The sequence below is a fragment of the Agrobacterium sp. LR_9 genome, assembly GCF_041954855.1.
Classification (GTDB): domain Bacteria; phylum Pseudomonadota; class Alphaproteobacteria; order Rhizobiales; family Rhizobiaceae; genus Agrobacterium; species Agrobacterium leguminum.
The window spans coordinates 22,044-44,702 of sequence record NZ_JAVAYA010000023.1 but is presented as its reverse complement, the minus strand read 5'-3'; the positions used below and the strand labels follow the sequence as shown (position 1 = coordinate 44,702).

At 61.4% G+C, this 22,659-nt stretch carries 18 protein-coding genes; 11 read left to right on the top strand and 7 right to left on the bottom strand.

What is annotated here, in order from left to right:
• Nucleotides 1-1,038, bottom strand: coding sequence for a FecCD family ABC transporter permease (locus RAC79_RS21235; RefSeq protein ID WP_374997519.1), 1,038 nt, complete (start codon nucleotides 1,036-1,038; stop codon nucleotides 1-3).
• 2 nt (nucleotides 1,039-1,040) lie between these two features.
• Nucleotides 1,041-2,051, bottom strand: a complete 1,011-nt coding sequence (locus RAC79_RS21230) for an iron-siderophore ABC transporter substrate-binding protein (protein ID WP_374997507.1) — start codon at nucleotides 2,049-2,051, stop codon at nucleotides 1,041-1,043.
• 221 nt (nucleotides 2,052-2,272) lie between these two features.
• On the opposite strand from RAC79_RS21230, the gene RAC79_RS21225 reads away from it, so the two are divergent.
• On the top strand, nucleotides 2,273-4,393 hold the full coding sequence (locus RAC79_RS21225) for a TonB-dependent siderophore receptor (protein WP_374997506.1): 2,121 nt from the start codon (nucleotides 2,273-2,275) through the stop codon (nucleotides 4,391-4,393).
• 194 nt (nucleotides 4,394-4,587) lie between these two features.
• On the opposite strand, the gene RAC79_RS21220 is transcribed toward RAC79_RS21225, so the two are convergent.
• Nucleotides 4,588-5,481 carry a helix-turn-helix domain-containing protein gene (locus RAC79_RS21220; protein ID WP_374997505.1) on the bottom strand — a complete coding sequence of 298 codons (894 nt, stop codon included), beginning with the start codon at nucleotides 5,479-5,481 and terminating at the stop codon, nucleotides 4,588-4,590.
• A gap of 219 nt (nucleotides 5,482-5,700) precedes the next feature.
• On the opposite strand from RAC79_RS21220, the gene RAC79_RS21215 reads away from it, so the two are divergent.
• Nucleotides 5,701-5,877 carry a hypothetical protein gene (locus tag RAC79_RS21215; protein WP_003521762.1) on the top strand — a complete coding sequence of 59 codons (177 nt, stop codon included), beginning with the start codon at nucleotides 5,701-5,703 and terminating at the stop codon, nucleotides 5,875-5,877.
• Nucleotides 5,878-5,984: 107 nt separating this feature from the next.
• Here RAC79_RS21215 and katG read toward each other — a convergent pair whose 3' ends face one another.
• On the bottom strand, nucleotides 5,985-8,156 hold the full coding sequence (gene katG, locus RAC79_RS21210; RefSeq protein WP_374997504.1) for a catalase/peroxidase HPI: 2,172 nt from the start codon (nucleotides 8,154-8,156) through the stop codon (nucleotides 5,985-5,987).
• A gap of 210 nt (nucleotides 8,157-8,366) precedes the next feature.
• Between katG and RAC79_RS21205 the strand changes: the two genes are divergently transcribed.
• The 7 genes from RAC79_RS21205 (at nucleotide 8,367) to RAC79_RS21175 (ending at nucleotide 14,977) form a co-directional block, all read left to right on the top strand.
• Nucleotides 8,367-9,272, top strand: a complete 906-nt coding sequence (locus RAC79_RS21205; protein WP_142846416.1) for a hydrogen peroxide-inducible genes activator — start codon at nucleotides 8,367-8,369, stop codon at nucleotides 9,270-9,272.
• Between the two features lie 34 nt (nucleotides 9,273-9,306).
• The gene (locus tag RAC79_RS21200; protein ID WP_374997503.1) at nucleotides 9,307-10,308 is read left to right on the top strand and encodes a LacI family DNA-binding transcriptional regulator; all 1,002 of its coding nucleotides are present in this window, start codon (nucleotides 9,307-9,309) and stop codon (nucleotides 10,306-10,308) included.
• Between the two features lie 171 nt (nucleotides 10,309-10,479).
• The gene (locus tag RAC79_RS21195) at nucleotides 10,480-11,514 is read left to right on the top strand and encodes a sterol desaturase family protein (protein WP_065657654.1); all 1,035 of its coding nucleotides are present in this window, start codon (nucleotides 10,480-10,482) and stop codon (nucleotides 11,512-11,514) included.
• The gene (locus RAC79_RS21190) at nucleotides 11,511-11,822 is read left to right on the top strand and encodes a MocE family 2Fe-2S type ferredoxin (protein WP_020809312.1); all 312 of its coding nucleotides are present in this window, start codon (nucleotides 11,511-11,513) and stop codon (nucleotides 11,820-11,822) included. The genes RAC79_RS21195 and RAC79_RS21190 overlap by 4 nt, the downstream gene beginning before the upstream one ends.
• 75 nt (nucleotides 11,823-11,897) lie before the next feature.
• The gene (locus tag RAC79_RS21185; protein ID WP_374997502.1) at nucleotides 11,898-12,842 is read left to right on the top strand and encodes a substrate-binding domain-containing protein; all 945 of its coding nucleotides are present in this window, start codon (nucleotides 11,898-11,900) and stop codon (nucleotides 12,840-12,842) included.
• Between the two features lie 57 nt (nucleotides 12,843-12,899).
• A complete protein-coding gene (locus RAC79_RS21180) occupies nucleotides 12,900-14,105 on the top strand; it encodes an NAD(P)/FAD-dependent oxidoreductase (RefSeq protein WP_374997501.1) in 1,206 nt (401 codons plus the stop codon).
• Nucleotides 14,105-14,977: a sugar phosphate isomerase/epimerase gene (locus RAC79_RS21175; RefSeq protein WP_338808859.1), complete on the top strand. Its 873-nt coding sequence runs from the start codon at nucleotides 14,105-14,107 to the stop codon at nucleotides 14,975-14,977. The genes RAC79_RS21180 and RAC79_RS21175 overlap by 1 nt, the downstream gene beginning before the upstream one ends.
• A gap of 2 nt (nucleotides 14,978-14,979) precedes the next feature.
• Here the strand turns inward: RAC79_RS21175 and RAC79_RS21170 are convergent, their stop codons facing one another.
• The 3 genes from RAC79_RS21170 to RAC79_RS21160 form a co-directional block, all read right to left on the bottom strand.
• Nucleotides 14,980-15,858 (bottom strand): DUF3313 domain-containing protein, encoded by an 879-nt coding sequence (locus tag RAC79_RS21170; protein WP_374997500.1) that lies wholly within the window; start codon nucleotides 15,856-15,858, stop codon nucleotides 14,980-14,982.
• 108 nt (nucleotides 15,859-15,966) lie between these two features.
• A complete protein-coding gene (locus tag RAC79_RS21165; RefSeq protein WP_374997499.1) occupies nucleotides 15,967-17,301 on the bottom strand; it encodes a sensor histidine kinase in 1,335 nt (444 codons plus the stop codon).
• On the bottom strand, nucleotides 17,298-17,972 hold the full coding sequence (locus RAC79_RS21160) for a response regulator transcription factor (protein ID WP_125146890.1): 675 nt from the start codon (nucleotides 17,970-17,972) through the stop codon (nucleotides 17,298-17,300). Before RAC79_RS21160 ends, RAC79_RS21165 begins: the two co-directional genes overlap by 4 nt.
• Nucleotides 17,973-18,248: 276 nt before the next feature.
• Here RAC79_RS21160 and RAC79_RS21155 point away from each other — a divergent pair, with 276 nt between their 5' ends.
• Together RAC79_RS21155 and RAC79_RS21150 are read left to right on the top strand one after the other, a co-directional pair.
• The gene (locus tag RAC79_RS21155) at nucleotides 18,249-19,409 is read left to right on the top strand and encodes an efflux RND transporter periplasmic adaptor subunit (protein WP_374997498.1); all 1,161 of its coding nucleotides are present in this window, start codon (nucleotides 18,249-18,251) and stop codon (nucleotides 19,407-19,409) included.
• A gap of 1 nt (nucleotide 19,410) precedes the next feature.
• Nucleotides 19,411-22,563, top strand: a complete 3,153-nt coding sequence (locus RAC79_RS21150; RefSeq protein WP_374997497.1) for an efflux RND transporter permease subunit — start codon at nucleotides 19,411-19,413, stop codon at nucleotides 22,561-22,563.
• Nucleotides 22,564-22,659 lie beyond the last annotated feature (96 nt).

Below are 22,659 nucleotides of genomic sequence, written 5' to 3'. Positions count from 1 at the left end.
TCACAATTCACGCACCCTCTGGCGTCTGACAATCCAGATGAAGAAAGGCGCGCCGACAAGGGCGGTGACAATGCCGACATCGAGTTCCGACGGCCGCGCCACGATGCGCCCGACAATATCGGCGGCAAGCAGCAGGCAGGCGCCGCCGAGCGCGGAAAACGGCAAAAGCCAGCGATTGTCCACACCGACGAGCAGACGGCAGAGATGCGGCACCACCAGCCCGACAAAACCGATCGGCCCGCAAATGGCGGTGGCCGCACCGCAGAGCAGGATGGCGCCGCAGGAGGCCACGGCTCGGGCGACCGCAACATTCTCGCCAAGCCCGGCGGCGAGTTCATCTCCAAGCGCCAGAGAATTCAGCTTGCGCGCCGAAAGCAGGCTGACGATGAAGCCGGTGGCCAGAAAGGGCAGCACGGTCTCGATTCGCTCGAAAGTCGCCCCGCCGACGCCGCCGATCTGCCAGGAGCGGATGCCGCCGGCAATATCGCTGCGCGGCAGAACGACGGCGATGACGAGTGAGGAAAAGGCGACGGAGGTGGCGGCGCCCGCAAGTGCGAGTTTCAGCGGGGTCGCCCCGCCTCGCCCGAGCGAGCCGACAACATAAACGAAAACCGCTGATACCCCCGCCCCGGCAATTGCGACCATGATGAAGGCCTGAGCCGAGGCGATGCCGAACCACACAATGCCGATGACGACGGCAAGCGACGCCCCCATGTTCACACCGAGAATGCCGGGATCGGCAAGCGGATTGCGCGTGACACCCTGCATGATGGCCCCGGCCAGCCCGAGTGCGGCCCCGGCAAGCAGGGCAAGCAGCGTGCGCGGCAAACGTACGGCAACCGCCGCCTCGGCAACCGTCTCGACGCGGCCGCTGAGCCCGCCAACAATATCCGCAAAAGAAACGTCACGCGTGCCGATGGCAACGGACAGCGCACAAAGCAGCGCGAGAAACGCCAGCACCGCGCCGAGCCAAGCCGTTCGCACGCGGTTGGAGCGTCCAGCGAGCAGCACGGCCGTCGCTTTGCCGGGTCCAGACATCGTCACTGCGATTTCCCGGAGGATTTGTCGGCGGCCTTTGCCAGAAGATCGGCATAGTCCTTCAACACCCACGAAATCGACAGCGGCGTGGGATTGGAGGCGGTGCCGAGCGGGTCGCGGCCCAGCATGACGATGGCATCGTTGGCAACGGCCGGCATGCGGGCGAGAAGCGGATCGGCCCGCATGGCGTTCAGCAGCGGCTCACTGCCATAGGTCACGACGATATCGACATCGTCGAAGGCATCCACACGTTCGGCGCTGACGCCGGCGGCGAATTGCCCCGGCTTCGTGGCTTCCACGACGCTTTTCGGCGAGGCAAGCCCAAGATCGGCGAAGAACTTCACCCTGGTGTCATTGGCCGTATAGAAATTGACGACGCTGAGATTGGTGGCGTCGAGATGGGTGACGAACATGGCCGACTTGCCCTTCAGCTGCGGGCGGCCGGCAACGACCTGCGCGATCTCGCCCTCGATGCGTTTGATGAGCGCCTCACCTTCCGCAACCATGCCAAGGCCGGCGCTATTCAGCCGGATCATCTCGCGCCAGTCCGTCGCCCAGGGAGAAACGGGATAGGCAACGACAGGGGCGATCTGGCTCAGCGTATCGTAGTCGGACTGGCTGAGGCCTGAATAGGCGGCAAGGATGACATCCGGCTGCGTCGCCGCCACGGCCTCGAAATCGATGCCGTCGCCCTCGTCGAACAGCACAGGCTTTGCCGGTTCGAGTTCGGTGAGCCGCTTTGCCACCCATGGCAGCAGGCCGTCGCCATCATCATCGCCGAAATTGGCCGCCGCAAAACCGACGGGCACTATGCCGAGCGCCAGCGGCACCTCATGGTTGGCCCAAGCGACAGTCGCGACCCGCTGCGGTTTCTTCGCAATCGTGGTCGTGCCGAAAGCATGTTTGATGACGACGGGATAGCTGGTCGTCTCCTCCGCCGAGGCCATATTCGGCGCGATCAGCGACAGGAAAAGCACAAATACCGGCAGGACGCAGCGAAACGGGCGAAGCATTGGCGAGCTCTCAAAAGTTCAAAAGTGGACTTGAACTCTCAGCTTCAATTGCCTCCGTCAAGCCCAGGCAAGAAATGCCGTCGCAACAGCGGTGAAATTTCCGGGGTTTTGTACAAAACCGCAAAAAGTTACAATACCGGACAAACTTTCTCAAGTTATTGGGCGCTTCGAGAGTGGGCCGTGGAAGCGGCGATCGGGGCATCAACTTCTGGAACCTACCAATGAATATCGAAACCGAAGGCAGACACCGCAAAACCGCGCGACGTCGTTATCAGGATGCGGCGCTGCTTGCCTGCACGGCGCTTGTCGCCACCCTGCCCGGCCCCTTGCTGGCGCAGGAGGCTGCCACCACGAACAGCAGCACGGTTCTGGAACGGATCACCATCGAAAGCGGTGACAATGACCAGAAGTCCATCGTCGCCAACCGCACGACGAGTGGCAGCAAGATGGCGACCGATATTCTCGACACACCGGCCTCGGTCTCCGTCATCACCGCCAAGGAAATGCAGCAGCGCGGCGTGCAGAGCGTGGAAGAAGCGCTGCAATATACCGCCGGTGTAACCACGGATTTTTACGGCTCCGACGACCGGTTCGACTATTTCAAGATTCGCGGTTTCGACGCTTATACCTATCGCGACGGGTTGACGCTTGGCCGTCCCTTCGGCGCGCTGCGCGAGGAAACCTATGCCTATGAGCGTGTTGAAGTGCTGAAGGGCGGCAATTCCACCACCTTTGGCGTCTCAGATCCCGGCGGCTCGGTGAATTACTCCACCAAGGTGCCGAAACGCACCCGTTTCGGTGAAGCCTATGTCACCGGCGGCTCCTATGGCCGCGCCGAAACCGGCTTCGATTTCGGGGACAACATCACCAGCGACGACACGCTGTCCTATCGCCTGACCGGCAAGCTCAGAAATGCCGATGCGGAATATGACTATTCCCGCGACGACGAGAAATTCTTCATGGGCGGCCTGACATGGCGTCCCACGGACGTCACCAGCCTTACCGTAGTTTACGATCATCTCAACAAGGATGGCGTTCCGGGCGGCGGCGGCCATCCCGTCGGCTCGCATTTCGACCGGAGCCGTTTCTTCGGCGAACCGGACTACAATTATCGCGGCACAAACCGCAATTCGCTGAGCGTGATGTTCGACCACGATTTCGGCTCCGGCCTGACGCTGAGTTCCAACGCCCGCTACAGCAAGGCGAATACGGACTTCGGTTATGCTTACATCTCGTCCACGCCGACCAACGGTTCGACAATCGCCAACCGGTCCTATTTCGGCAACGACACCGAGACCGAAAACTTCCTGGTCGACACGCGCCTGCAATACGATACGCGGTTTGAAAATGTCGAAAGCCGCAGCCTCGTCGGCGTCTTCTACAATGACTACACCTCCGGCAGCAAAAACTACTTCGGCGCTGCGCCGAGCATAAACTGGACGAACCCGGTCTATACCGGCGCCCCCTCCACGGTGCCGCTCTTCTCCAACTCGCTGACCGACCAGAAGACTAGAGCGATCTACCTGCAACAGGACCTGACCTTCTTCGACAGGCTGATCGTCAGCGCCGGCCTGCGCAACGACTGGATCGACACCGACCAGACCAACCGGCTGAACGGCACGACGGCGAGCGGCGACATCAGCGAACTGACCAAGCGTATCGGCGTGTCCTACAAGGTCACCAATGAAATCGCGCCCTATATCAGCTACGCCGAGTCGGTGGTGCCGGCATCTGGTCTGACGGTAGAGCCCGAACGCGGCGAACAGATCGAACTCGGCGTGAAATATCGTCCGGACGCTTTCCCGGCCCTGTTCACCGCGTCGATCTACGATCTGAAGAAGAACAACATCACCGTCACCAGCCCGATCACCAGCCTGCCGACGACCATCGGCGAGGTGCGTGTGCGCGGTCTCGATCTCGAAGCCAAGGCGGAAGTGACCGACGATCTCAGCCTGACGGCGGCCTATTCCTATCTCGACGCGGAAATCACTGAAAACGGCACCGGCGGTAACGTTGGCAACCGGCCGCAATTCGTGCCCGAGCATCAGGCCTCGCTGTGGGTCAACTACACGCTTGCGGGCAACGACCATTTCGGTGACATGACCTTCGGTCTCGGCGGTCGCTATACGGGCGCTTATTATTTCGACAATGCCAACAAGGTCGAAACCGGAAGCAGCGTGACCGTGGATGCGGCGTTCAGCTACAAGATTCAGGAAACCGCCTCGCTGGACGTCAACGTTTCCAACATCTTTAACGAAAAACACGTCTCTTATGGCGGGTTCGGCGCTGACTTTTACAATCCCGGCCGGGCGTTTTCCGTAACTTTGCGAAAGACATGGTGAAAATCGATATTAGCAATATTTTTCAATATATTGAATAATTTCCCTAATGCACCACGTCATCCTCGGGCTCGTCCCGAGAATCTAACCACGCCTCATCAAGTCTGAAGGTCGCAGATCCTCGGGACAAGCCCGATGATGAGGAAAGGTGAGGTTTGCGGCCTCACCAAAACACTGCGCATCGACCTCACCCAGCCTCAAAGCAGCCTGTGCAGCCGTCGCCAGGCGGCGGGTGTGTTTCCCACGGACTGGCGGAAAGCCTTGGTCAGATGGGCCTGATCGGAAAAGCCGAGCTGGGCGGCGATATCGGCCACCGTCAGATCGCCTTCCAGCAGAAGTTTCTGGGCGGCATTGATGCGCCGCTCCAATTGCCATTGCAGCGGCGTCTTGCCGGTGGTCTGGCGAAATACGGTAGCGAACCAGCTTTCCGAAAGCCCGACAATATCGGCCATCTCGGCAACCGTCATACGGTCGTCGCCACGCTTTTCGACCTGGGCAAGAAGCTTGTTCAACTGCGCCTGCGTCAGCCTGCCATTGACCTGCTCCGGCGAAGAGCCGGGAATATCCAGCAGGCCGGCAACGATGCTGCCGACGAGGCTTTCCGCATAGACAGCATGTTTCGAGGGTTCAGCTAGCTCATCGACCAGCAGGCCGGCAAGGGTTTCCACCGAGCCGATATCCTGTATCTCGACGGGACGGCGCAGCGCCGTCATCGCCGCCGAACTGCCCACCGAAGGTGACAGGAAACGCAACAGGCGGTCCTTGTGAATATGCAGGTTGAGATGCGAGAACCGATGCGTGGCGCTGCTGCTCGTCCACATCGGCACGCCGGCCGGCACATAAACCGCCCGTGTCATCGGCCGCGAATGGTTGGTGAACTCGCCATTGCGGTTGGACATGCTGATGCGCGAGGAGACATCGTTGAAAAAGATCATGATGCGCGGATCGGCGGCCAGATAGTAACCCTTCGCTCCCATCTGGCTTTCCGCTTCCCAGAAAGCACTGACCAGCCCGTCCAACTGGCGCCATTTCACCGGCGCAGTGACGCTGATCCCTTCCGTGTGCCAGGTCATGGAATGCCAGAAACTCAATGCGGGTACCGTCCGGTTGTCGGGTCTGGGGTGAGCGTATGGAAAGACGGGCGCGCCGCGCCAGTCATCGCGCTTCAGCCCCAATAACATGACTTATCAATTCATGTTAATAGCAAAGATCATTATAAAGAGAAACATTCGCTGACGCGACAGCTCTGGAACCTCTGAGCGAAACGTCCGTTGAACTCCTGACAGGAACGCAACACGGGAGATTCATCAATGGACAGCAAAAAGGAACCGGGCAACTTCGCCGACAAGAAACGCGAAGAAAAGGGCCGAGGCGTTATCGTGGCCGGGCCGGATGCGCACGAAAACGAAAAAAGCGGCAAAGCTCCCTCCGCAAAGGCGGAAAAATCTTCATCCGGCAAACCAGTTGCGGCTTCCGACCGGCGATAGCATGCCGGATCGAGCGGTCGCCGATGCGTCTTCGTCAATCTACAAATAGGAAAACACCTCCCTGATCGCTCAGGGAGGTGCATCATCAATAAAAAGTCGGCCTTTGCTTACAGAAGGTCGAAACGGTCGGCGTTCATCACCTTGGTCCAGGCGGCGACGAAATCACGCACGAATTTCTCCCTGCTGTCGTCCTGCGCATAAACTTCCGCATAGGCGCGCAGGATGGAGTTCGAACCGATGACGAGGTCCACGCGGGTCGCCGTGTACTTGGCTGCCCCGGTCTTGCGGTCACGAATCTCATAGAGGTTGTTGCCGGTCGGGACCCAGGAATAGGCCATGTCCGTCAGCGTCGTGAAGAAGTCCGTCGTCAGCGCGCCGGGCTTGTCGGTAAACACGCCATGCGCCGTACCGGCATAATTGGCGCCGATGACGCGCAGACCGCCGATGAGGACGGTGAGTTCCGGCGCGGTCAGGCCGAGCAGCTGCGCGCGGTCCAGAAGCAGTTCTTCGGGGCTGACGACATAGTCCTTCTTGACCCAGTTGCGGAAACCATCCGCGAGCGGCTCAAGTGGGGCAAAGCTGTCAGCATCCGTCTGCTCGGCGGAAGCATCGCCACGGCCGGCCGCGAAAGGCACGGCAATGTCTAAGCCGGCCGCTTTCGCCGCCTGCTCCACACCGTAATTGCCGGCCAGAACGATCACATCCGCAATGCTTGCGCCGGTTTCACGGGCAATCGGTTCCAGAACCGAAAGCACGCGGGACAGACGGGCGGGCTCATTGCCTTCCCAGTCCTTCTGCGGTGCAAGGCGGATGCGCGCGCCATTGGCGCCGCCGCGCTTGTCCGAACCGCGGAAGGTGCGGGCGCTGTCCCAGGCTGTCGAGACCAGATCGGCAACGGAAAGACCGGAAGCCGCGATCTTCGCCTTGACGGCGGCGACATCGTAGCTGGTGGAGCCTGCGGGGATGGGATCCTGCCAGATCAGGTCTTCCGCCGGAACGTCCGGGCCGAAATAACGGGACTTCGGCCCCATGTCGCGGTGGGTCAGCTTGAACCAGGCGCGGGCAAAGACCTCGGAGAAATGGTCCTGATCGTCCTTGAACTTCAGCGAAATCTCGCGGTAGATCGGGTCGACCTTCAGGGCCATGTCGGCATCGGTCATCATCGGAATGGTGCGGATCGAGGCATCCTCGACGTCGACAGGCTTGTCTTCCTCGGCAATGGTGATCGGCGCCCATTGCGATGCACCGGCGGGGCTGTGCGTCAAAGTCCACTCATGCTTGAACAGCATATCGAAGAAACCGTTGTCCCACTTGGTCGGCTCGCTCGTCCACGCGCCCTCGATGCCGGATACCACGGTGTCGCGACCGATGCCGCGGCCCTTGGTGTTGATCCAGCCGAGACCCTGAAATTCCGGGCCTGCTGCTTCCGGATCGGGGCTGAGGTTGGCGGCGCTGCCATTGCCATGCGATTTGCCGATGGTATGGCCGCCGGCGGTGAGAGCGACGGTTTCCTCGTCATCCATGCCCATGCGGGCGAAGGTTTCGCGCATCTGCGCCGCCGTCGCCAGCGGATCGGACTTGCCGTTCACGCCTTCCGGGTTGACGTAGATGAGGCCCATCTGCACGGCAGCGAGCGGGTTTTCCAGCGTCGCGGGCTTGGTCACGTCGCCGTAACGGCCGTCGCTCGGCGCCAGCCATTCCTTTTCGTCACCCCAATAGGTGTCCTTTTCCGGAGCCCAGATATCTTCGCGGCCGAAAGCAAAGCCGAAGGTCTTCAGACCGGCGACGTCATAGGCAATGGTGCCGGCGAGCGCGATCAGGTCTGCCCAGGAAATCTTGTTGCCGTATTTCTTTTTGATCGGCCACAGGAGGCGGCGGCCCTTGTCGGTGTTCACGTTGTCCGGCCAGGAATTGAGCGGCGCAAAACGCTGGTTGCCGGTGTTGGCGCCGCCGCGGCCGTCAGTCACGCGGTAAGAACCCGCCGCATGCCAGGTAACGCGCGCCATCATGCCCACATAGCTGCCCCAGTCCGCCGGCCACCAGTCCTGGCTGTCGGTCATCAGCGCGCGCAGATCGGCTTTCAACGCTTCGACATCGAGCGTCTTCAGGGCGTCACGATAGTTGAAGGAGGTGCCGAGCGGATTGGTCTTGGTGTCGTGCTGGTGCAGGATGTCGAGGTTCAGCGCATTCGGCCACCATTCGGTTACCGATTTACCCGAGGCCGTATTGCCTCCATGCATGACAGGACACTTGCCAGCCGGTTTTGAAGTTGCGTCCATTTCGCCCTCCGATGGGTTTAGCAATTAAACGAAATAATCAATTCGACATGTGCAGCGTTAGAGCCAGAGCCAGCGGCAGGTCATGGGAAAACCGTGCAGCGACGCTGGTAACCTCTCACAGCTACAGCTTCTTTCTGTCATGAAGATGACTAACAGCCGGGTTCCATAATTTCCAATTGTATATTCTAAAGGCTGCGATATGCTGAGCTTATGATTGCGCTCTCCATGAAACATCTCCGTTATTTCGACGCTCTGGCCAAGATCGGTCATTTCGGTCGGGCGGCGGAGGTGTGCGCGATTTCCCAACCTGCACTATCTTTGCAGATCCGGGAACTGGAGGAATTGATCGGTGCGCCGCTCGTCGAACGCGGCAGCCGCCAGATCAGGCTGACCGCGCTTGGCGAGGAATTCGCCGAACGCACCCGCTCGATATTGCGTTCGGTGGACGAGTTGCAGGATCTGGCGCGTGCGGGGCACGGCCCTCTCAGCGGTCGCCTGCGCATCGGTGTCATTCCCACCGTCGCGCCCTATCTTTTGCCGCAGGTGATCAAGACGCTGACCCGGCATTATCCCGGACTGGAAGCACGCCCGCGCGAGGCGGTGACACAGAAGCTCATCGAAGACCTTCTCGAAGCCCGGCTCGACATGGCGATCGTCGCCCTGCCCGTCTCGGAACCGGCGCTGGAGGAGGTTCCGCTGTTTTCGGAGGAATTCATTCTGGTGCGGCCGATGGAGGATGCGGGCATGCCGGTGCCGAGCGCCGACAAGCTGGGCGAAATGCGCCTGCTGCTGCTGGAAGAAGGCCATTGTTTCCGCAATCAGGCGCTTTCCTTCTGCAGCACGACCAATGCGCCGCCGCGCGTCCTGATGGAAGGCTCCTCGCTCTCCACCCTCGTGCAGATGGTCGGCGCCGGCATCGGCGTCACGCTCATTCCGCAGATGGCCGTCGATATGGAGACACGGCAATCCACGGTCTCGGTGTTCCGGCTAGCGGAACCGCGCCCGTCGCGCACCATCGGCATCGTGTGGCGCAAGAGCAATCCGCTCTCGGCGCAGTTCAGCCATATCGCCGAAATCGTCCGCGAATGCGGCCTTCAGAAACTCGGTCTGTCTTGAAGACGAAAGACACATCAATATCAGGAAAGCGAATGTGAGCAGGCCGAATTACCGCGATATCGCCCGCCTCGCAGGCGTTGGAACCGCCACGGTCGAGCGGGTGCTAAACGGGCGCGGCGGCGTTCGTGCCGAACTCGTGGAAAAGGTCGTTCTTGCCGCACGCACACTGGATTATCCGCGCACCCTGCCGGAGACCCACCGAGGCTTCTTGCGCATAGAAGTGCTGATGGTACGCCCGGACACCACCTTTTACCGGCGGCTTTCCAAGGCCTTCGAAAGAATTGCGGCAACGCTCGACCCTCTCGTCGTTGTCCACCGCAGCTTCGCCGAAGAGATGAAGCCGGACGAGCTGGCGAGCCGCATCACCGCCGCCGCAGAGGCGCGCGCGGGCCTTATCCTCGCCAGTCCGAGCAGCCCGGCGGTTAGCGCCGCCGTCGAGGCGGCGGTGGCGCGCGGCGTGCCGGTCGTGCATGTCGTCACGCGCGCTTCGGCGGAAAAGGGCGAATTCATCGGCATCGACAATGGCGCGGCGGGACGGACGGCGGCGCATTTCATCACCCGCATGGCGCGCCAGCCCGGCCCGGTCATCGCGCTCTGCCATCCGATCTATCAGGTCCACCGCGACCGTATCGGCGGCTTTTCCGATTACTTCCGAGATCATCCCGGTGAACATCGCTTCGAATGGCTGGGCTTTACCCGCGACGACGAATATTACGGCGCCGAGGCCCTGCGCATGGCGCTCGATCTCTATCCCGACATGGCCGGACTCTATAATGCCGGCGGCGCGAATGCCGCCCTGATCGACGTTCTTCGCCGGCATCCGCGCGGCGGCGAGATATTCTTCGTCGGCCATGAATTGACCGATTATACGCGCAAGGCGCTGAATGACGGCATCATGGATATCGTGCTCGATCAGGCCCCCGAGGCGCAGGCCCGCCGGGCGCTGGATCTCGTCCTTCGCCGGATCGGTCTCACCGATATTGAGCCCGATAACGCGCCCATTCGCTTCGTCACCATCACCGCCGAAAGCCTTTGATCTGATTTGATCAACGAAGGCTTCGGCGTTCACCGCCCGCCCTGCTAATTTCTCTTCAGGGAGGAAAGCCGCAGAGCGCGAGAGTGCCGGCGGCCATGGCGTGTAAACGCCCTTCTTCATCGTGAAAACTTGCGCGGGCGCATCGGGAGCGATCGTCCGAAGGAGAGCGCTATGGACGATCTGAAATATGGAACGCGTAACAAGCGCGGCGACTGGGCGCCCCACCAGCCGGTGGAAACAGCACCGCTCTTTGCCTTTCCGCCGCGCTTCGTGGCGGTGCTGAAGTGGCTCCCGCATTATTTTTTTCCGTGGAATGCGATCTTCGCGCTTTCTGCAGTCGGCTACTGGGCCTTTGTCATTCCGCCCGTCGAAACCATGGCCACGCTCGGCTTCGGCTGGATCGCCTGGCTTTATGCGGTCAATGCGGTCTGCGTCTTTCTCTTCTACGGCGGTTTCGAACTCCATCTCTATATTCTGAAGCGGCAGGAAAACCGCTTCAAATATAACGGCAAATTTCCCGCCGAACAGAAGAGCAAGGCCTTCTGGTTCGAGAGCCAGAACCTCGACAACATCCTGCGCACCTTCCTTTCCGGCGTGACGATCTGGACCGCCATCGAAGTGGCGATGTTGTGGGCCTATGCCAATGGTTATGCGCCATGGCTCAGCTTTGCCGAAAATCCATGGACGCTCGCAGCCGTGGCGCTCGTTGTGCCGATCATCCACGAATTTCACTTCTTCTGCATTCACCGGCTCATCCACACGCCGCTGCTTTATAAATGGGTGCATTCCGTCCACCACAATTCGGTGAACCCGTCGCCCTGGTCGTCGCTATCCATGCATCCGGTCGAGCATCTGCTTTATTTCGGCACCGCCTTTTATCACCTGGTCCTGCCGTCCAACCCGGTCCTCATGCTTTACCAGCTGCATTATGCGGGTTTCGGCGCGATCCCCGGCCATGTCGGCTTCGACAAGGTTGAGATCGGCGAGGACAAGCTGGTCGATAGCCATGCCTATGCGCATTACCTCCACCACAAATATTTCGAGGTGAATTACGGCGACGCCCTCATCCCGCTCGATAGGTGGTTCGGCACCTGGCACGACGGCTCGGCCGAGGGAGAAGCCCGCATGCAGGAACGCTATCGCAAACGCAAAGAAAAACTCGCGGCCCGCAAGGCGCGCAACACCATCGGGGAGGCAGCCGAATGAACTGGGTTTCAGCCTGCAAACTGGAAGACATCGAACAGGAAGGCGCGATCCGCTTCGACCACGCCGGACGCACCTATGCGATCTACCGCGGTCCGGATGACAGCGTTTATTGCACAGCCGGCCTCTGCACCCATGAGGCCATCCATCTCGCCGAAGGGCTGGTGATGGATTTCGAGGTGGAATGTCCCAAGCATTCCGGCGCCTTCGATTATCGCACCGGCGAGGCGCTGCGGCTGCCCGCCTGCGAAAACCTGAAGACCTATCCGGCGCAGGTGGTGGACGGCGAAGTACGCATCACCATCGGCTAGGCCGGGCTTTCGAGCAGGCCCGAAAGGGCCTCCGGAATGCACCCGGGCGGCCCGGCGCCCCAAGGGAGGACAAACATGAAATCCATCTGTACCATGGCCGCTCTGGCGGTCCTTTTCGCCGGCACGGCATCGGCCGAGACCATCGGCGTTTCAATGCAGAGCTTCGACAATAATTTCCAGACCCTGCTGCGCGAAGGGCTTGGCGCCCGGGCGTCTGAGATCGACGGCGTCAAGATCCAGGTCGAGGACGCGCAGGCCGATATTTCCAAGCAGCTCAACCAGGTCAATAATTTCATCGCCGCAAACGTCGACGCGATCATCGTGACGCTGGCAGACACCTCGGCCGCACCCGGCATCAGCGATGCCGCAGCCAAGGCGGGCATTCCGCTGGTCTACCTCAATCTCGAACCGGACAATGTCGCCAAACTGCCGGAAAAGCAGGCCTATGTCGGCTCACGGGAAACCGATGCGGGGCGGCTGGCCGGCGAAGCGGCCTGTTCGCTGCTCAAGGAGAAGGGAAAGGCCGCCGACGCGCAGGCCTATATATTGATGGGCGATCTCGCCCATCAGGCATCGCGTGACCGGACCTCGTCCTTCAAGCAGGCGCTCACATCCGGCGACTGCAAGGCCGTCACCATCGCCGACGAGCAATCGGCCGCCTGGACACGGACAACCGCCATGGACATGACGACCAACTGGATCACCGCCGGCCGGCCCATCGACGTCGTCTTCGCCAATAATGACGAGATGGCGATCGGCGCGGTTCAGGCGCTGAAGGCGGCCAGCGTTTCGACGGACGATGTGATCGTCATCGGCATCGACGCCACGCCGGACGGTCTCGCCTCCATGGCCGCTGACGATCTCGACGCCACGGTGTTCCAGAACGCCAAGGGGCAATCGACAAGCGCGCTCGATGCCGCCGTCGCCCTGATACGCGGCACGCCGGTCGACAAACAGGTCATGGTTCCGTTCGAACTGGTGACGCGGAAGAACATGACCGACTACGCCAGCCGAAACTGATCCTCCCCCAGCCGGTGCACCCTGAAAAGCGCGCCGGTCCCTTCTCACGGAGATACCATGGACGCAATCGTCATCATCGGCGCCGGCGAGGCGGGCACACGTGCCGCCTTTGCGCTGCGCGAAGCGGGCTTTGCAGGCAACGTCACGCTGGTCGGCACGGAGCCGCACCCACCCTATGAACGGCCCCCGCTCTCCAAACCGCTCGAAGGGGCGGTGCGGATGAAACCCATCTGCGGCGACGGAGCACTGGAGGCTGCCCGCATCTCCTATCGTCAGGGCGTATCGGCGACCCGGATCGATGTGAAAGACCGCATTGTGACGCTTGATGACGGGCGGGCGCTCGGCTATGACAGGCTGCTGCTTGCAACCGGGGCACATCCGCGAAAATTAACATGCCCCGGCGCGGGGCTGGCGCTGGATTTCCGCACCCACGCGGATGCGCAGGCGATTTTCTCCCGCACAAATAGCGGCGCCCGGATTGCGATCATCGGCGGCGGGCTGATCGGAATGGAACTTGCGGCGGTTCTGCGCGGCAAGGGGCTTGCGGTCAACATTATCGAGGCCGCAACACGGCCGCTCGGCCGTGCGGTTCCCCCGCGTTTTGCCGAAAGGATACACAAGCGCCATCTCGAAGAGGGCGTGAATTTCCATCTGGGAAAGGGCGTTTCGGAAATCACGCCGGAAGCAGTTTTGCTTACCGAAGGCGCGCGCGTACCGGCCGATATAGTCGTCTCCGCCATCGGCGTCCTGCCCAATGTCGCATTGGCGCAAACGGCTGGGCTTGCGACCGGAAACGGCATTCTGACCGATGCTTTCCTGCGCACCAGCGATCCCCATATCTTCGCGGCGGGCGATTGCGCGGCCGTCTCGCAAGCCGCCGGCGGACATATCCGGTTTGAAAGCTGGCGCAATGCCCGCAGCCAGGCGGAGGTCGCAGCGCATAACATTCTTGGCGCAAACGAGGCCTTCGCCGCCCTACCTTGGTTCTGGTCGGATCAATATGATCTCGGCCTTCAGGTCGCGGGCCTGCCGCAGCCGGAGCATCAGAGCGTCACCCGACCGCTGGGCGATGGCGAACTGGAATTCTACCTTCAGGACGGCCGCCTTGTCGCCGCCGCCGGGCTGGGCGTCGGCAACAGCGTCGCCAGAGACATCAAACTGGCCGAGATGCTGATCGTCGCCGGCATCAATCCCGATCCGTCGGCTCTTGCCGACCCCGGCGTCAATCTCAAATCATTGCTGAAAAGCGCACGGGCGGCCTGATGCAGAAGCTGCTCGTCTTTCAATCGCTGTGGGCCATGGAAAGGCTCTCCGGCGACAGCCATAAACCCGGCCTTGAGGAAAACATAGCCCGGATCGCCGCAGCCGGTTTCGATGGCGTCAGCGCGCATTATACCGACCGTGCAGATGTGTTGCGTCTCAACAGCGCGATCCGTGGCACGGGCCTTCGGATTGAAGGTGTCTGCTTTCCGCGCAGTATCGAGGATCTGCGCCACACGTTGGCGCTGGCGCAGGAGTTTCCCGTCAGCCATATCGATCTTCAGGCGGATATCCGTCCGCGCCGGGTGGAAGATTGCCTGCCGCTTCTCGACGGCTGGATGCGGCTTGCCGAAGAGGCGGGCGTTCCCGTCTTCATCGAAACCCATCGCAACCGGATGACCAGCGATCTCCTGTTCACGCTCGACCTTCTGGAACGGCGGCCCGAACTGCCGCTGCTGGCCGATCTGTCCCACTATCTCGTTGCCCGCGAATTCGCCTTTCCAGTCGAAGATGAAAGCCAGCGGCAGATCCGCCGCATCCTTCGCAATGCGCAGGCCTTTCACGGACGGATCGGCTCCTGCGAGCAAATCCAGATCGAGATTTCCTTCGCCCATCACCGCCCATGGGTCGATCTGTTTCTGAACTGGTGGGACTATGGATTCCGCCACTGGCGATCGCTTGCGCCAGATAATGGTGAGCTGGTCTTCACCTGTGAACTCGGCCCCAGCCCCTATGCCATCACCGGCCGGGACGGCAGCGATTCCACCGACAGATGGGTGGAATCGCTGCAACTCAAGACGATGGCGCAAACGCTATGGGCGCAAACCGCTCATTCTGCGAGCGGGATCGCGACCGTCTCGCATATCAACCGCTGATGTTATCGCGACGCGGCCTTTGCGGATCTGTCGGTCCATTCGGGTGGCGCACCGAACTTGTCGGCCACCATGCCCTGCAGGCCGCGCGACCGGCCATAGGCATCGCATTCGACATATTTCGGTTTTCCACCCAGGGCGGACCGGATTCGATGGCCGGAGGGGATAGAGAGGTTCAGCCCGTCCGAAACCTTGCCTGTCACCAGAATGCGCGAGAAGTAATTGGAGAAATCGGCGGCAAGCTCGTAGGCATCTCCGATTTCCGAGACGCGGGCGTTGCCCGTGATGGAATTCGCGCCCTTGGACCAGACGGCTGCGGCGCGCTGGACGCCGGTGCTGTCCACCGCCTCCGCCTCGACGGCGAGGCCGCCAAGCCCGAATGGAAGACGCGGCACGCTGACCGGCAGGACGAAGCCGCTGCTGAGCGTCACGGCTGTCGATACCCCGGCCATGGTCTTGTCGGTCGGCACCAGATCGGTGATGACCGTGCGCACCGTCATGTCCGCCGGCTGGCCCAGCGCGGCAATCCGGTATTTATCGCTGAGCGCCACGCAGATGGCACGATCCAGCGCATTCGAAACAAGGACACGGTCCTTTTCCGATGTGACCCGTGAAGAGGCCGCAAAGGAGAAGGTGGTCGGCACGATGGCGACGGTCTTGACCCCGGCCAGTCCGTTAGCGTCCACGAAGGTGCGCGATTTGGTGAACTTGCCCTTGACCGGGCTGAGTTGCGCATAGGAGGTCAGCGTACCGCCTTCCTTGAGCGGCACAGACGTGCAGCCGGACATGATGATGGCAAAGGGCAAGGTGGCGAAGGCGACGCCGCGACCGCGGGAGGCCCTGTCGCCGGAAGCCCGGGCAAACAGACTACACTGTTGTTTCACTGCACGTACTCCAGTTGGCATGGTTGATCCTGTGCCCCACACGGTACGACAGTGAAAATTGCGGCAACATTACAATTGCCCGCCCCTGAAAGCGCGCGCAACGCAGGATCAGAAACGTAACCGGAAGGTGCTCCCGAAGGCGCTGCTGTCCAGAAAGATTCGCCCGTTATGGTTGGCGACGATCTGCTTGACGAGGCTGAGGCCAAGGCCGGCCCCAGTGCTGCGCGGCGTAACGCGATAAAAGGGCTCGAAAATCCGCTCCCGCTGATCTTCGGCTATCCCCTGTCCCTCATCGGAAACCGCGATCTCGCCACTGGCGAGAATCGAGACGTGGATCATCCCCCTGTTTCCGCCATGGTCGATGGCGTTGCGCACGATGTTGCTGATGGCGCGCGGCAAGGTGAACGGGTTGCCCAGTATTTCATATCGCGCGACCTGCGTTTCGAAGGAGATATCGTAGCCCGCCGCAAGCGCGAGCGGGGCCAGATCGGCAACGACAGTGCGCGCCGTCTCGACGAGGTCCAGCGTTTCGCGCCGGTCGTTCACCTGATCGTTTCTTTCGAAGGCGAGAAGCTGTTCCGTGGTTTCCCCAAGCCGCGCGACATCCTCCATCAGGCGTTGCTGCTCGGGCCCGGGCAGGCCCTCTATTCGGGTCTGCATGATCGCAATCGGCGTTCTCAGCTCATGTGCCGCATCGATGAGAAAACGCTGCCGCGCCCGAAACTGCTCTTCAAGCCGTTCGAGGATGCCGTTGAAGGCAAGGATCAGGGGCACCACCTCCCGCGGCACATCCTCGACCGGAAGCTTCGAGCCCGGCCGGCGCGGGTCGATCTCGGGAGCCTTTTTGACGACGGAATTGAGGCCGGCAAGCGCCTCGCGCACGATGCGGGGAACCGAGAAGAACACGGCAGGCAAGATGACAGCCAGGAGGGGAACGTAAATCTTGTAGGTTCCGGCAAGGAGCGCCAAAAACTGCCCCCTCATATGCGTGGTTCCGCCGAACATGACCCTGACGGAACCCAACTTCGTCTCCATGCTTTCAACCAGGGCGACCTCGGAGACGCCCTTTCCTCCGCGAATATCGGCATCCGTCAGCAAATTCAGATACGGCGACAATTCCTCATAAACGGCAGGCACGGCGCCATAGCTCGCCACCCGCCCGTCCAGCGTGGAAGCCACGAACCAGAGCGTTGAGTTCTCCGCCTTCAGGGCCTGCAATGCCGGGCCATTGGTAACGACCAATCCTTTTTGCGGATCGAGCGAAAGCGACTCATCGAGTGTTGCCGACAGGTCGTCCCACAGCGCAATATTGGGCGAAAGCATTGTCATGCCATAAAAGCAGAGGCCGATGATGACCACGGCAATCATGGCGGAGACGACGACGCTGAGCTGCCAGCTCAACTTCCACCACAAGGACGAGTTGGAGGTAGCCTGCGCTTTCATGCCTCTTCCTTCAACAGATAACCGATGCCGCGAATATTATGGACGCCAACGCCTGCGGAGGCATCGAACAGGCGTTTTCGCAGCCGCGATATATGCGCGTCGAGCGCATTGGACTGGATCTCTTCCTCGTAATTGTAGACGGCCGCCTCAAGCGTGGAACGCAGCACGGATTTGCCCTTGCGTTTCGCCAGCGCAACGAGAATCGCAAGCTCGCGCCTTGGCAGATCGAAGGGAGCGGAATTGATCGTGACGCTGAGATGGAGCGGATCGATAACGATGCGGCCGGCGGTGATTTCGGCCGGCGCAAGGTTTGCCGGCCGTCTCAGAACCGCACGCACCCGCGCCAGCAGCTCACCGACGAGAAACGGCTTGCCGAGATAGTCGTCGGCGCCGCCATCCAGTCCGGCGATGCGGTCTTCCGGTTCGTTCAATGCCGTCAAAAGAATGATCGGCGTGTCGATGCCGGCATGGCGCAGCTGCGGAATGAAGGCAAGTCCCTCCCCGTCCGGCAGGCGGCGATCAAGCAGAATGGCGTCATAGACATGCTGGCGCGTCAGTTCCATCGCATCGCCGAGCCACATCGTATGGTCGATGACGATGCCCTGCCTGCCGAGCGTCGCCGTCAGCGCATCCGCCATTGCCTTTTCGTCTTCGATCAACAGGAGTCTCATGCGTCACCGTCCCTTCGCATTCCCTTGTCTGCCAGAAAGGTTGCGGCAGTATTGCGGCAAAGAAGACACCTGAGCATTTCCAACCCCGTGCATGTCCGTTTCCACTCCGAAAAGGCATGAAATCAGGGCGATGGAACATCAGACCCTGCTGTTTAAGCAGCTGCGTTCGCAAGGGTAATGCTGCTGCAATTATGGACACCTATCCAGATGCCATACGCCTCAAGAGAGGCAATGTAACCGCCTGAGCGGCGGTACCGGTATGGAAAGGATTTCAGCATGTGGGTGAAGAGAACCATCAAGGCGGGGATCGCGCTTGCAGGTGGCGTTCTCGTTGTCACCGCTCTCGATCCGGCGCGCGGCAGTGTCGATGCGAATGAGCGTGTCAAAGGCATCGTGAACGGGCTCGTCGAGACTGCCGCGATGAGCCCGGCAGGCACTCCGTTCGAACTGACGGCGACCGAAACGGCGAAGATCGGCACGCGCCCGATGGTGGAGCGGCTTGGCATCAGCGGCGAACTTCAGCCCATCACCCGTGTGGTGATCCGCGCCCGTGAAGCCGGCAAGATCGTCGAGATGAATGTCCGCGACGGAGACGCGGTACAGGCGGGCGAGCTGCTCGTGCGTTTCGAAACCGACGAGCTGCAATCGACGCTTTTGCTGCGGCAGAGCGACCGGGATGCGGCCGAGGCCGAGCTGATGCTGGCAATGCAGGCCCTGACGAGAACCGAACAGCTTGCGCTGAAAAACATCGCTTCGGCAGAACAGCTCGACAAGGCGAAAAGCGATGTGGCGGTGAAGACGGCAAGGCTCCAGAGCCTCTCGGCGCAGGCGGATATTGCACGCCTCGCCCTTCGCAATGCCGAAATCCGCGCGCCCTTCGGCGGCACCGTCACCCGGCGGCTTGCCGAGGCGGGATCGCGTGTCGGTGCGGATGGCGAGCTTCTCACGCTGGTCGATACCAGCGTGCTGGAGGCGAAGGTTCTTGTCGCGACGCGCGATGTTCCGCGCGTCGCCCTCGGCCAGACGGCGGAACTGGAAATTGACGGCCTTGGCGGCCAGATCGTCAAAGGCACGGTCGACCGCATCAGCCCGGTTGCCGAAGACGGCACCCGCTTCATCGCCGTCTATCTGCGGCTTGCCAATCGTGACGGCCGGCTGTGGGGCGGAATGTTCGCCAGCGGATCGATTCTGCTGCGCGAGAAAAACGATGCGCTCGTCGTTCCCGCCATCGCGCTGCGCAAGGATGAGGCCGGTTATCATGTGCTCAAGGTGCAGGACGGCCATCTTCGCCGCCAGACAGTCACGGTGGGAGCGCGCTGGAACGGCGGCAACCTGATCGAGATTGCCGCCGGGTTGAAGGATGGCGAGACCATCCTGACCGCGCCGCTTCCACAATTGCGGTCCGATATGGCCGTCACCGTCGACAAGGCAGGCTGAAATGTTCTTGACCCGCATATCCGTTACCCATCCCGTTTTCGCCACCATGATGATGGTGGCGCTTCTGGTTATGGGCGCCTTCTCCCTGCAACGGCTTGGGCTGGACCAATATCCCAATGTCGACGTTCCCGTGGTGGTGGTCGTCACCTCTTATCCCGGTGCCACGCCGGAGACGGTGGAAACCGAGGTGACACGCCCGGTCGAGGATGCGCTGAACGCCATTGGCGGTCTCGATGAGGTCACCTCCACCTCTTATGAGGGGCGCTCCGTCGTCGTCGCGAAATTCAAGCTCGAGGTCCGCAGTTCAGCCGCCGCGCAGGAGGTGCGTGACAAGATCGCCGCCATCGAGGCGAATTTTCCGGAAGACGCCAAAAAGCCTGTCATATCGAGGTTCGATCCCGCCGCCGAGCCGATCCTTTCCGTAGCGATCAGTTCGACATCGCTCGATGTGCCCGCCCTTACCAGCCTTGCCGACCAGAAGGTGGTGCGGCAGTTGACAACGGTTGCCGGCGTCGGCCAGGCAACGCTGGTCGGCGCGCGCAAACGGCAGATCGATGTGACAATCGACGAGACGCGCATGCGCGCCCTCGGGATCGGCATCAACGAGGTGGTGAATGCGCTGCGCACCGGCAACGGCAACAGCCCGGCCGGAAGCGTCGTCGATCCCGTCTCCGAACGCACGATCCAGGTGCAGGGGCGTATCGAGGAGCCGCAGGCGCTGCTGGATATGGTCGTGGCAAGGCGCGGCGGCGCGGCCATTCCGCTTCGCGATGTCGCCACACTTTCCGAAGGAGCGGCCGATGCCGAAAACCGCGCCCTCTATAATGGCCAGACGGCACTGGCGATCGACATCGTCAAGGTTCAGGACGCCAATACGGTTCAGGTCGCGACGGATGTGAGGAAGCGCCTCGATGCGCTCAATGCCGAGCTTGCCTCGCAGAACGTGCAATTGCGCGTCGTCACGGATTCATCGATACCGATCCGCGAATCCGTCAGTCAGGTACGGACGACGCTGATAGAAGGTGCGGCGCTCGCCGTCGCCATCGTCTTCCTGTTTCTAAACTCCTGGCGCAGCACGGTTATTACCGGGCTGACATTGCCAATCGCAATAATCGGCACGCTCGCGGTGATCCATTTCCTCGGCTTCACGCTCAATACGCTCAGCCTGCTGGCGCTGACGCTTTCCATCGGCATTCTGGTGGATGACGCCATCGTGGTGCGCGAAAACATCACCCGCCATCTTCACATGGGCAAATCCCACCTGCGTGCGGCCCTCGACGGCACCAATGAAATCGGGCTTGCGGTAATCGCGACAACGGCGACAATCGTGGCAGTCTTCCTGCCGGTCGCCTTCATGGACGGCATTGTCGGCCGGTTTTTCTACGAATTCGGCGTCACCGTTTCCGCCGCCGTCCTGATTTCGCTCTTCGTCGCCTTCACGCTCGACCCGATGCTGTCCAGCGTCTGGTACGATCCGGACGCCCAGCCCGATGCGAAGCGCGGGCAGGTGGGCCGCCTGATCGCCCGTTTCGACCACGGCTTCGAATGGATGGCCGGGCAATATCGCCAGGCAATCGGCTGGACCCTGCGGCATCGGCTCGTCACCCTGCTAGTCACGTCGGGCATCTTTATCGGCAGCCTGTTCATGGTGCCGCTGGTCGGCACGGAATTCGTTCCGAATGCCGATGAGGGCCGCTTTCAGGTCAATATTACCGCGCCGGTCGGCTCCTCGCTGGACTATACGACAACGAAGGTGCGGCAGGTCGAGAAGGCCCTGAAGGAATTTCCGGAAGTCGAGACGCTCTATTCCACCGTCAATACCGGCGGCGCCGCCGGCAAGCATCGGGCCGCCATATTGGTGGGGCTGGTGCCGCTCGACATGCGGAGCCGGACTCCACTCTCCCTTGCCGAACCGGTTCGCAAACGCCTGTCAGCCATACCGGGCATAGAGGTCACGATCCTGCAGAATGGCTTTGGCGGCGGCGAAAGCCCGGTGCAGCTCAGCATCCTCGGCGACGATCGGGCGGTCCTCGAAAAAATCGCCACCGGTCTGGTCGAAGACATAAAGAAAATCCCCGGCCTCGTGGATGTGACCTCCAGCGCCAAAGATGTGACCTCCATTCTTTCGGTCCGTCTGAAGCCCGCGGCGGCGAGCGATCTCGGCATTGCCCGCTCCGATCTTGCCGCAGCGCTTTCCCCCCTCATCGGCGGCGAGGATGTGTCGAAATGGACGGATGCGGACGGCAACAGCTACGATATCGTCATCCGCCTGCCCGTCGAGCGGCGGTCCGACGCGGCAGGTCTCGGTGAATTGATGATCGCAACCGGCCGCACGGCCGCGAACGGCGCGCCGCTGATGGTGCGTCTCGACCAAGTCGCCGATATCGGCGTCATGCCGGCCCTCGCCGAAATCCGCCGTATCGACAATCGCCGCGAGATACTGGTTTCGGCCAATATCGCCGGCCGCACGCTTGGCGAGGTGACGGAGACGTTGCAGGGCCTGACCGCCGGTCGTGACCTGCCGAACGGCTATCGCATCCGCTTCGGCGGTGACGCCGAAACCATGCAGGAGACCATCGGCCACATGGTCACGGCGCTTACCATGGCCGTCATCTTCATCTACATCGTGCTCGCCTCGCAATTCGGCAGCTTCATGCAACCGCTAGCCATCATGGCGTCCCTGCCGCTTTCGCTTGTCGGCGTCCTCATCGGGCTGATGGTGGCCGGCAGCACGATCAACATGTTCTCGCTGATCGGCTTCATCATGCTGATGGGCCTCGTGACCAAGAACGGCATCCTTCTGGTCGATTTCGCCAATCGCGAGCGGCGGCGTGGGCTTTCGCTGAACGAGGCGCTGGAAAATGCTGGCGTCATCCGCTTCCGCCCGATCATCATGACGACGCTCGCGATGATCTTCGGCATGATCCCGCTCGGTCTCGCCGTCGGCGGCGGTGGCGCGCAGCGTGCGCCGATGGCCCATGCGGTGGTTGGCGGCCTCATCAGTTCCACGCTGCTGACCCTGATCGTGGTGCCGACCATCCTGTCCTATATAGACAGCATCGTCAGGCGTTTTACCCGCCTGTTGCCGAAAGCGCCGGACGGAACGGGGCATTCGAACCATCAGGCGCAACCTTCCCAGAAGCAGCCGGCCTGAAAAGGCCGGTTTGCATCCAAAGGACTGCCGTCATCTCAGCAGGAGAATGGCGGCTGGCCCCGCCAGAAGCACGGCGAGGACGATGATGGGATGGAG

Excerpts from the sequence above, each read along its gene's own strand:
- RAC79_RS21230 (WP_374997507.1), bottom strand. The coding sequence starts at position 2,051 with ATGCTTCGCCCGTTTCGCTGCGTCCTGCCGGTATTTGTGCTTTTCCTG.
- RAC79_RS21155 (WP_374997498.1), top strand. The coding sequence starts at position 18,249 with ATGTGGGTGAAGAGAACCATCAAGGCGGGGATCGCGCTTGCAGGTGGC.
- RAC79_RS21215 (WP_003521762.1), top strand. The coding sequence starts at position 5,701 with ATGGACAGCAAAAAGGAACCGGGCAACTTCGCCGACAAGAAACGCGAA.
- RAC79_RS21225 (WP_374997506.1), top strand. The coding sequence starts at position 2,273 with ATGAATATCGAAACCGAAGGCAGACACCGCAAAACCGCGCGACGTCGT.
- RAC79_RS21150 (WP_374997497.1), top strand. The coding sequence starts at position 19,411 with ATGTTCTTGACCCGCATATCCGTTACCCATCCCGTTTTCGCCACCATG.
- RAC79_RS21175 (WP_338808859.1), top strand. The coding sequence starts at position 14,105 with ATGCAGAAGCTGCTCGTCTTTCAATCGCTGTGGGCCATGGAAAGGCTC.
- RAC79_RS21160 (WP_125146890.1), bottom strand. The coding sequence starts at position 17,972 with ATGAGACTCCTGTTGATCGAAGACGAAAAGGCAATGGCGGATGCGCTG.
- katG (WP_374997504.1), bottom strand. The coding sequence starts at position 8,156 with ATGGACGCAACTTCAAAACCGGCTGGCAAGTGTCCTGTCATGCATGGA.
- RAC79_RS21235 (WP_374997519.1), bottom strand. The coding sequence starts at position 1,038 with ATGTCTGGACCCGGCAAAGCGACGGCCGTGCTGCTCGCTGGACGCTCC.
- RAC79_RS21185 (WP_374997502.1), top strand. The coding sequence starts at position 11,898 with ATGAAATCCATCTGTACCATGGCCGCTCTGGCGGTCCTTTTCGCCGGC.
- RAC79_RS21165 (WP_374997499.1), bottom strand. The coding sequence starts at position 17,301 with ATGAAAGCGCAGGCTACCTCCAACTCGTCCTTGTGGTGGAAGTTGAGC.
- RAC79_RS21205 (WP_142846416.1), top strand. The coding sequence starts at position 8,367 with ATGATTGCGCTCTCCATGAAACATCTCCGTTATTTCGACGCTCTGGCC.
- RAC79_RS21180 (WP_374997501.1), top strand. The coding sequence starts at position 12,900 with ATGGACGCAATCGTCATCATCGGCGCCGGCGAGGCGGGCACACGTGCC.
- RAC79_RS21195 (WP_065657654.1), top strand. The coding sequence starts at position 10,480 with ATGGACGATCTGAAATATGGAACGCGTAACAAGCGCGGCGACTGGGCG.
- RAC79_RS21190 (WP_020809312.1), top strand. The coding sequence starts at position 11,511 with ATGAACTGGGTTTCAGCCTGCAAACTGGAAGACATCGAACAGGAAGGC.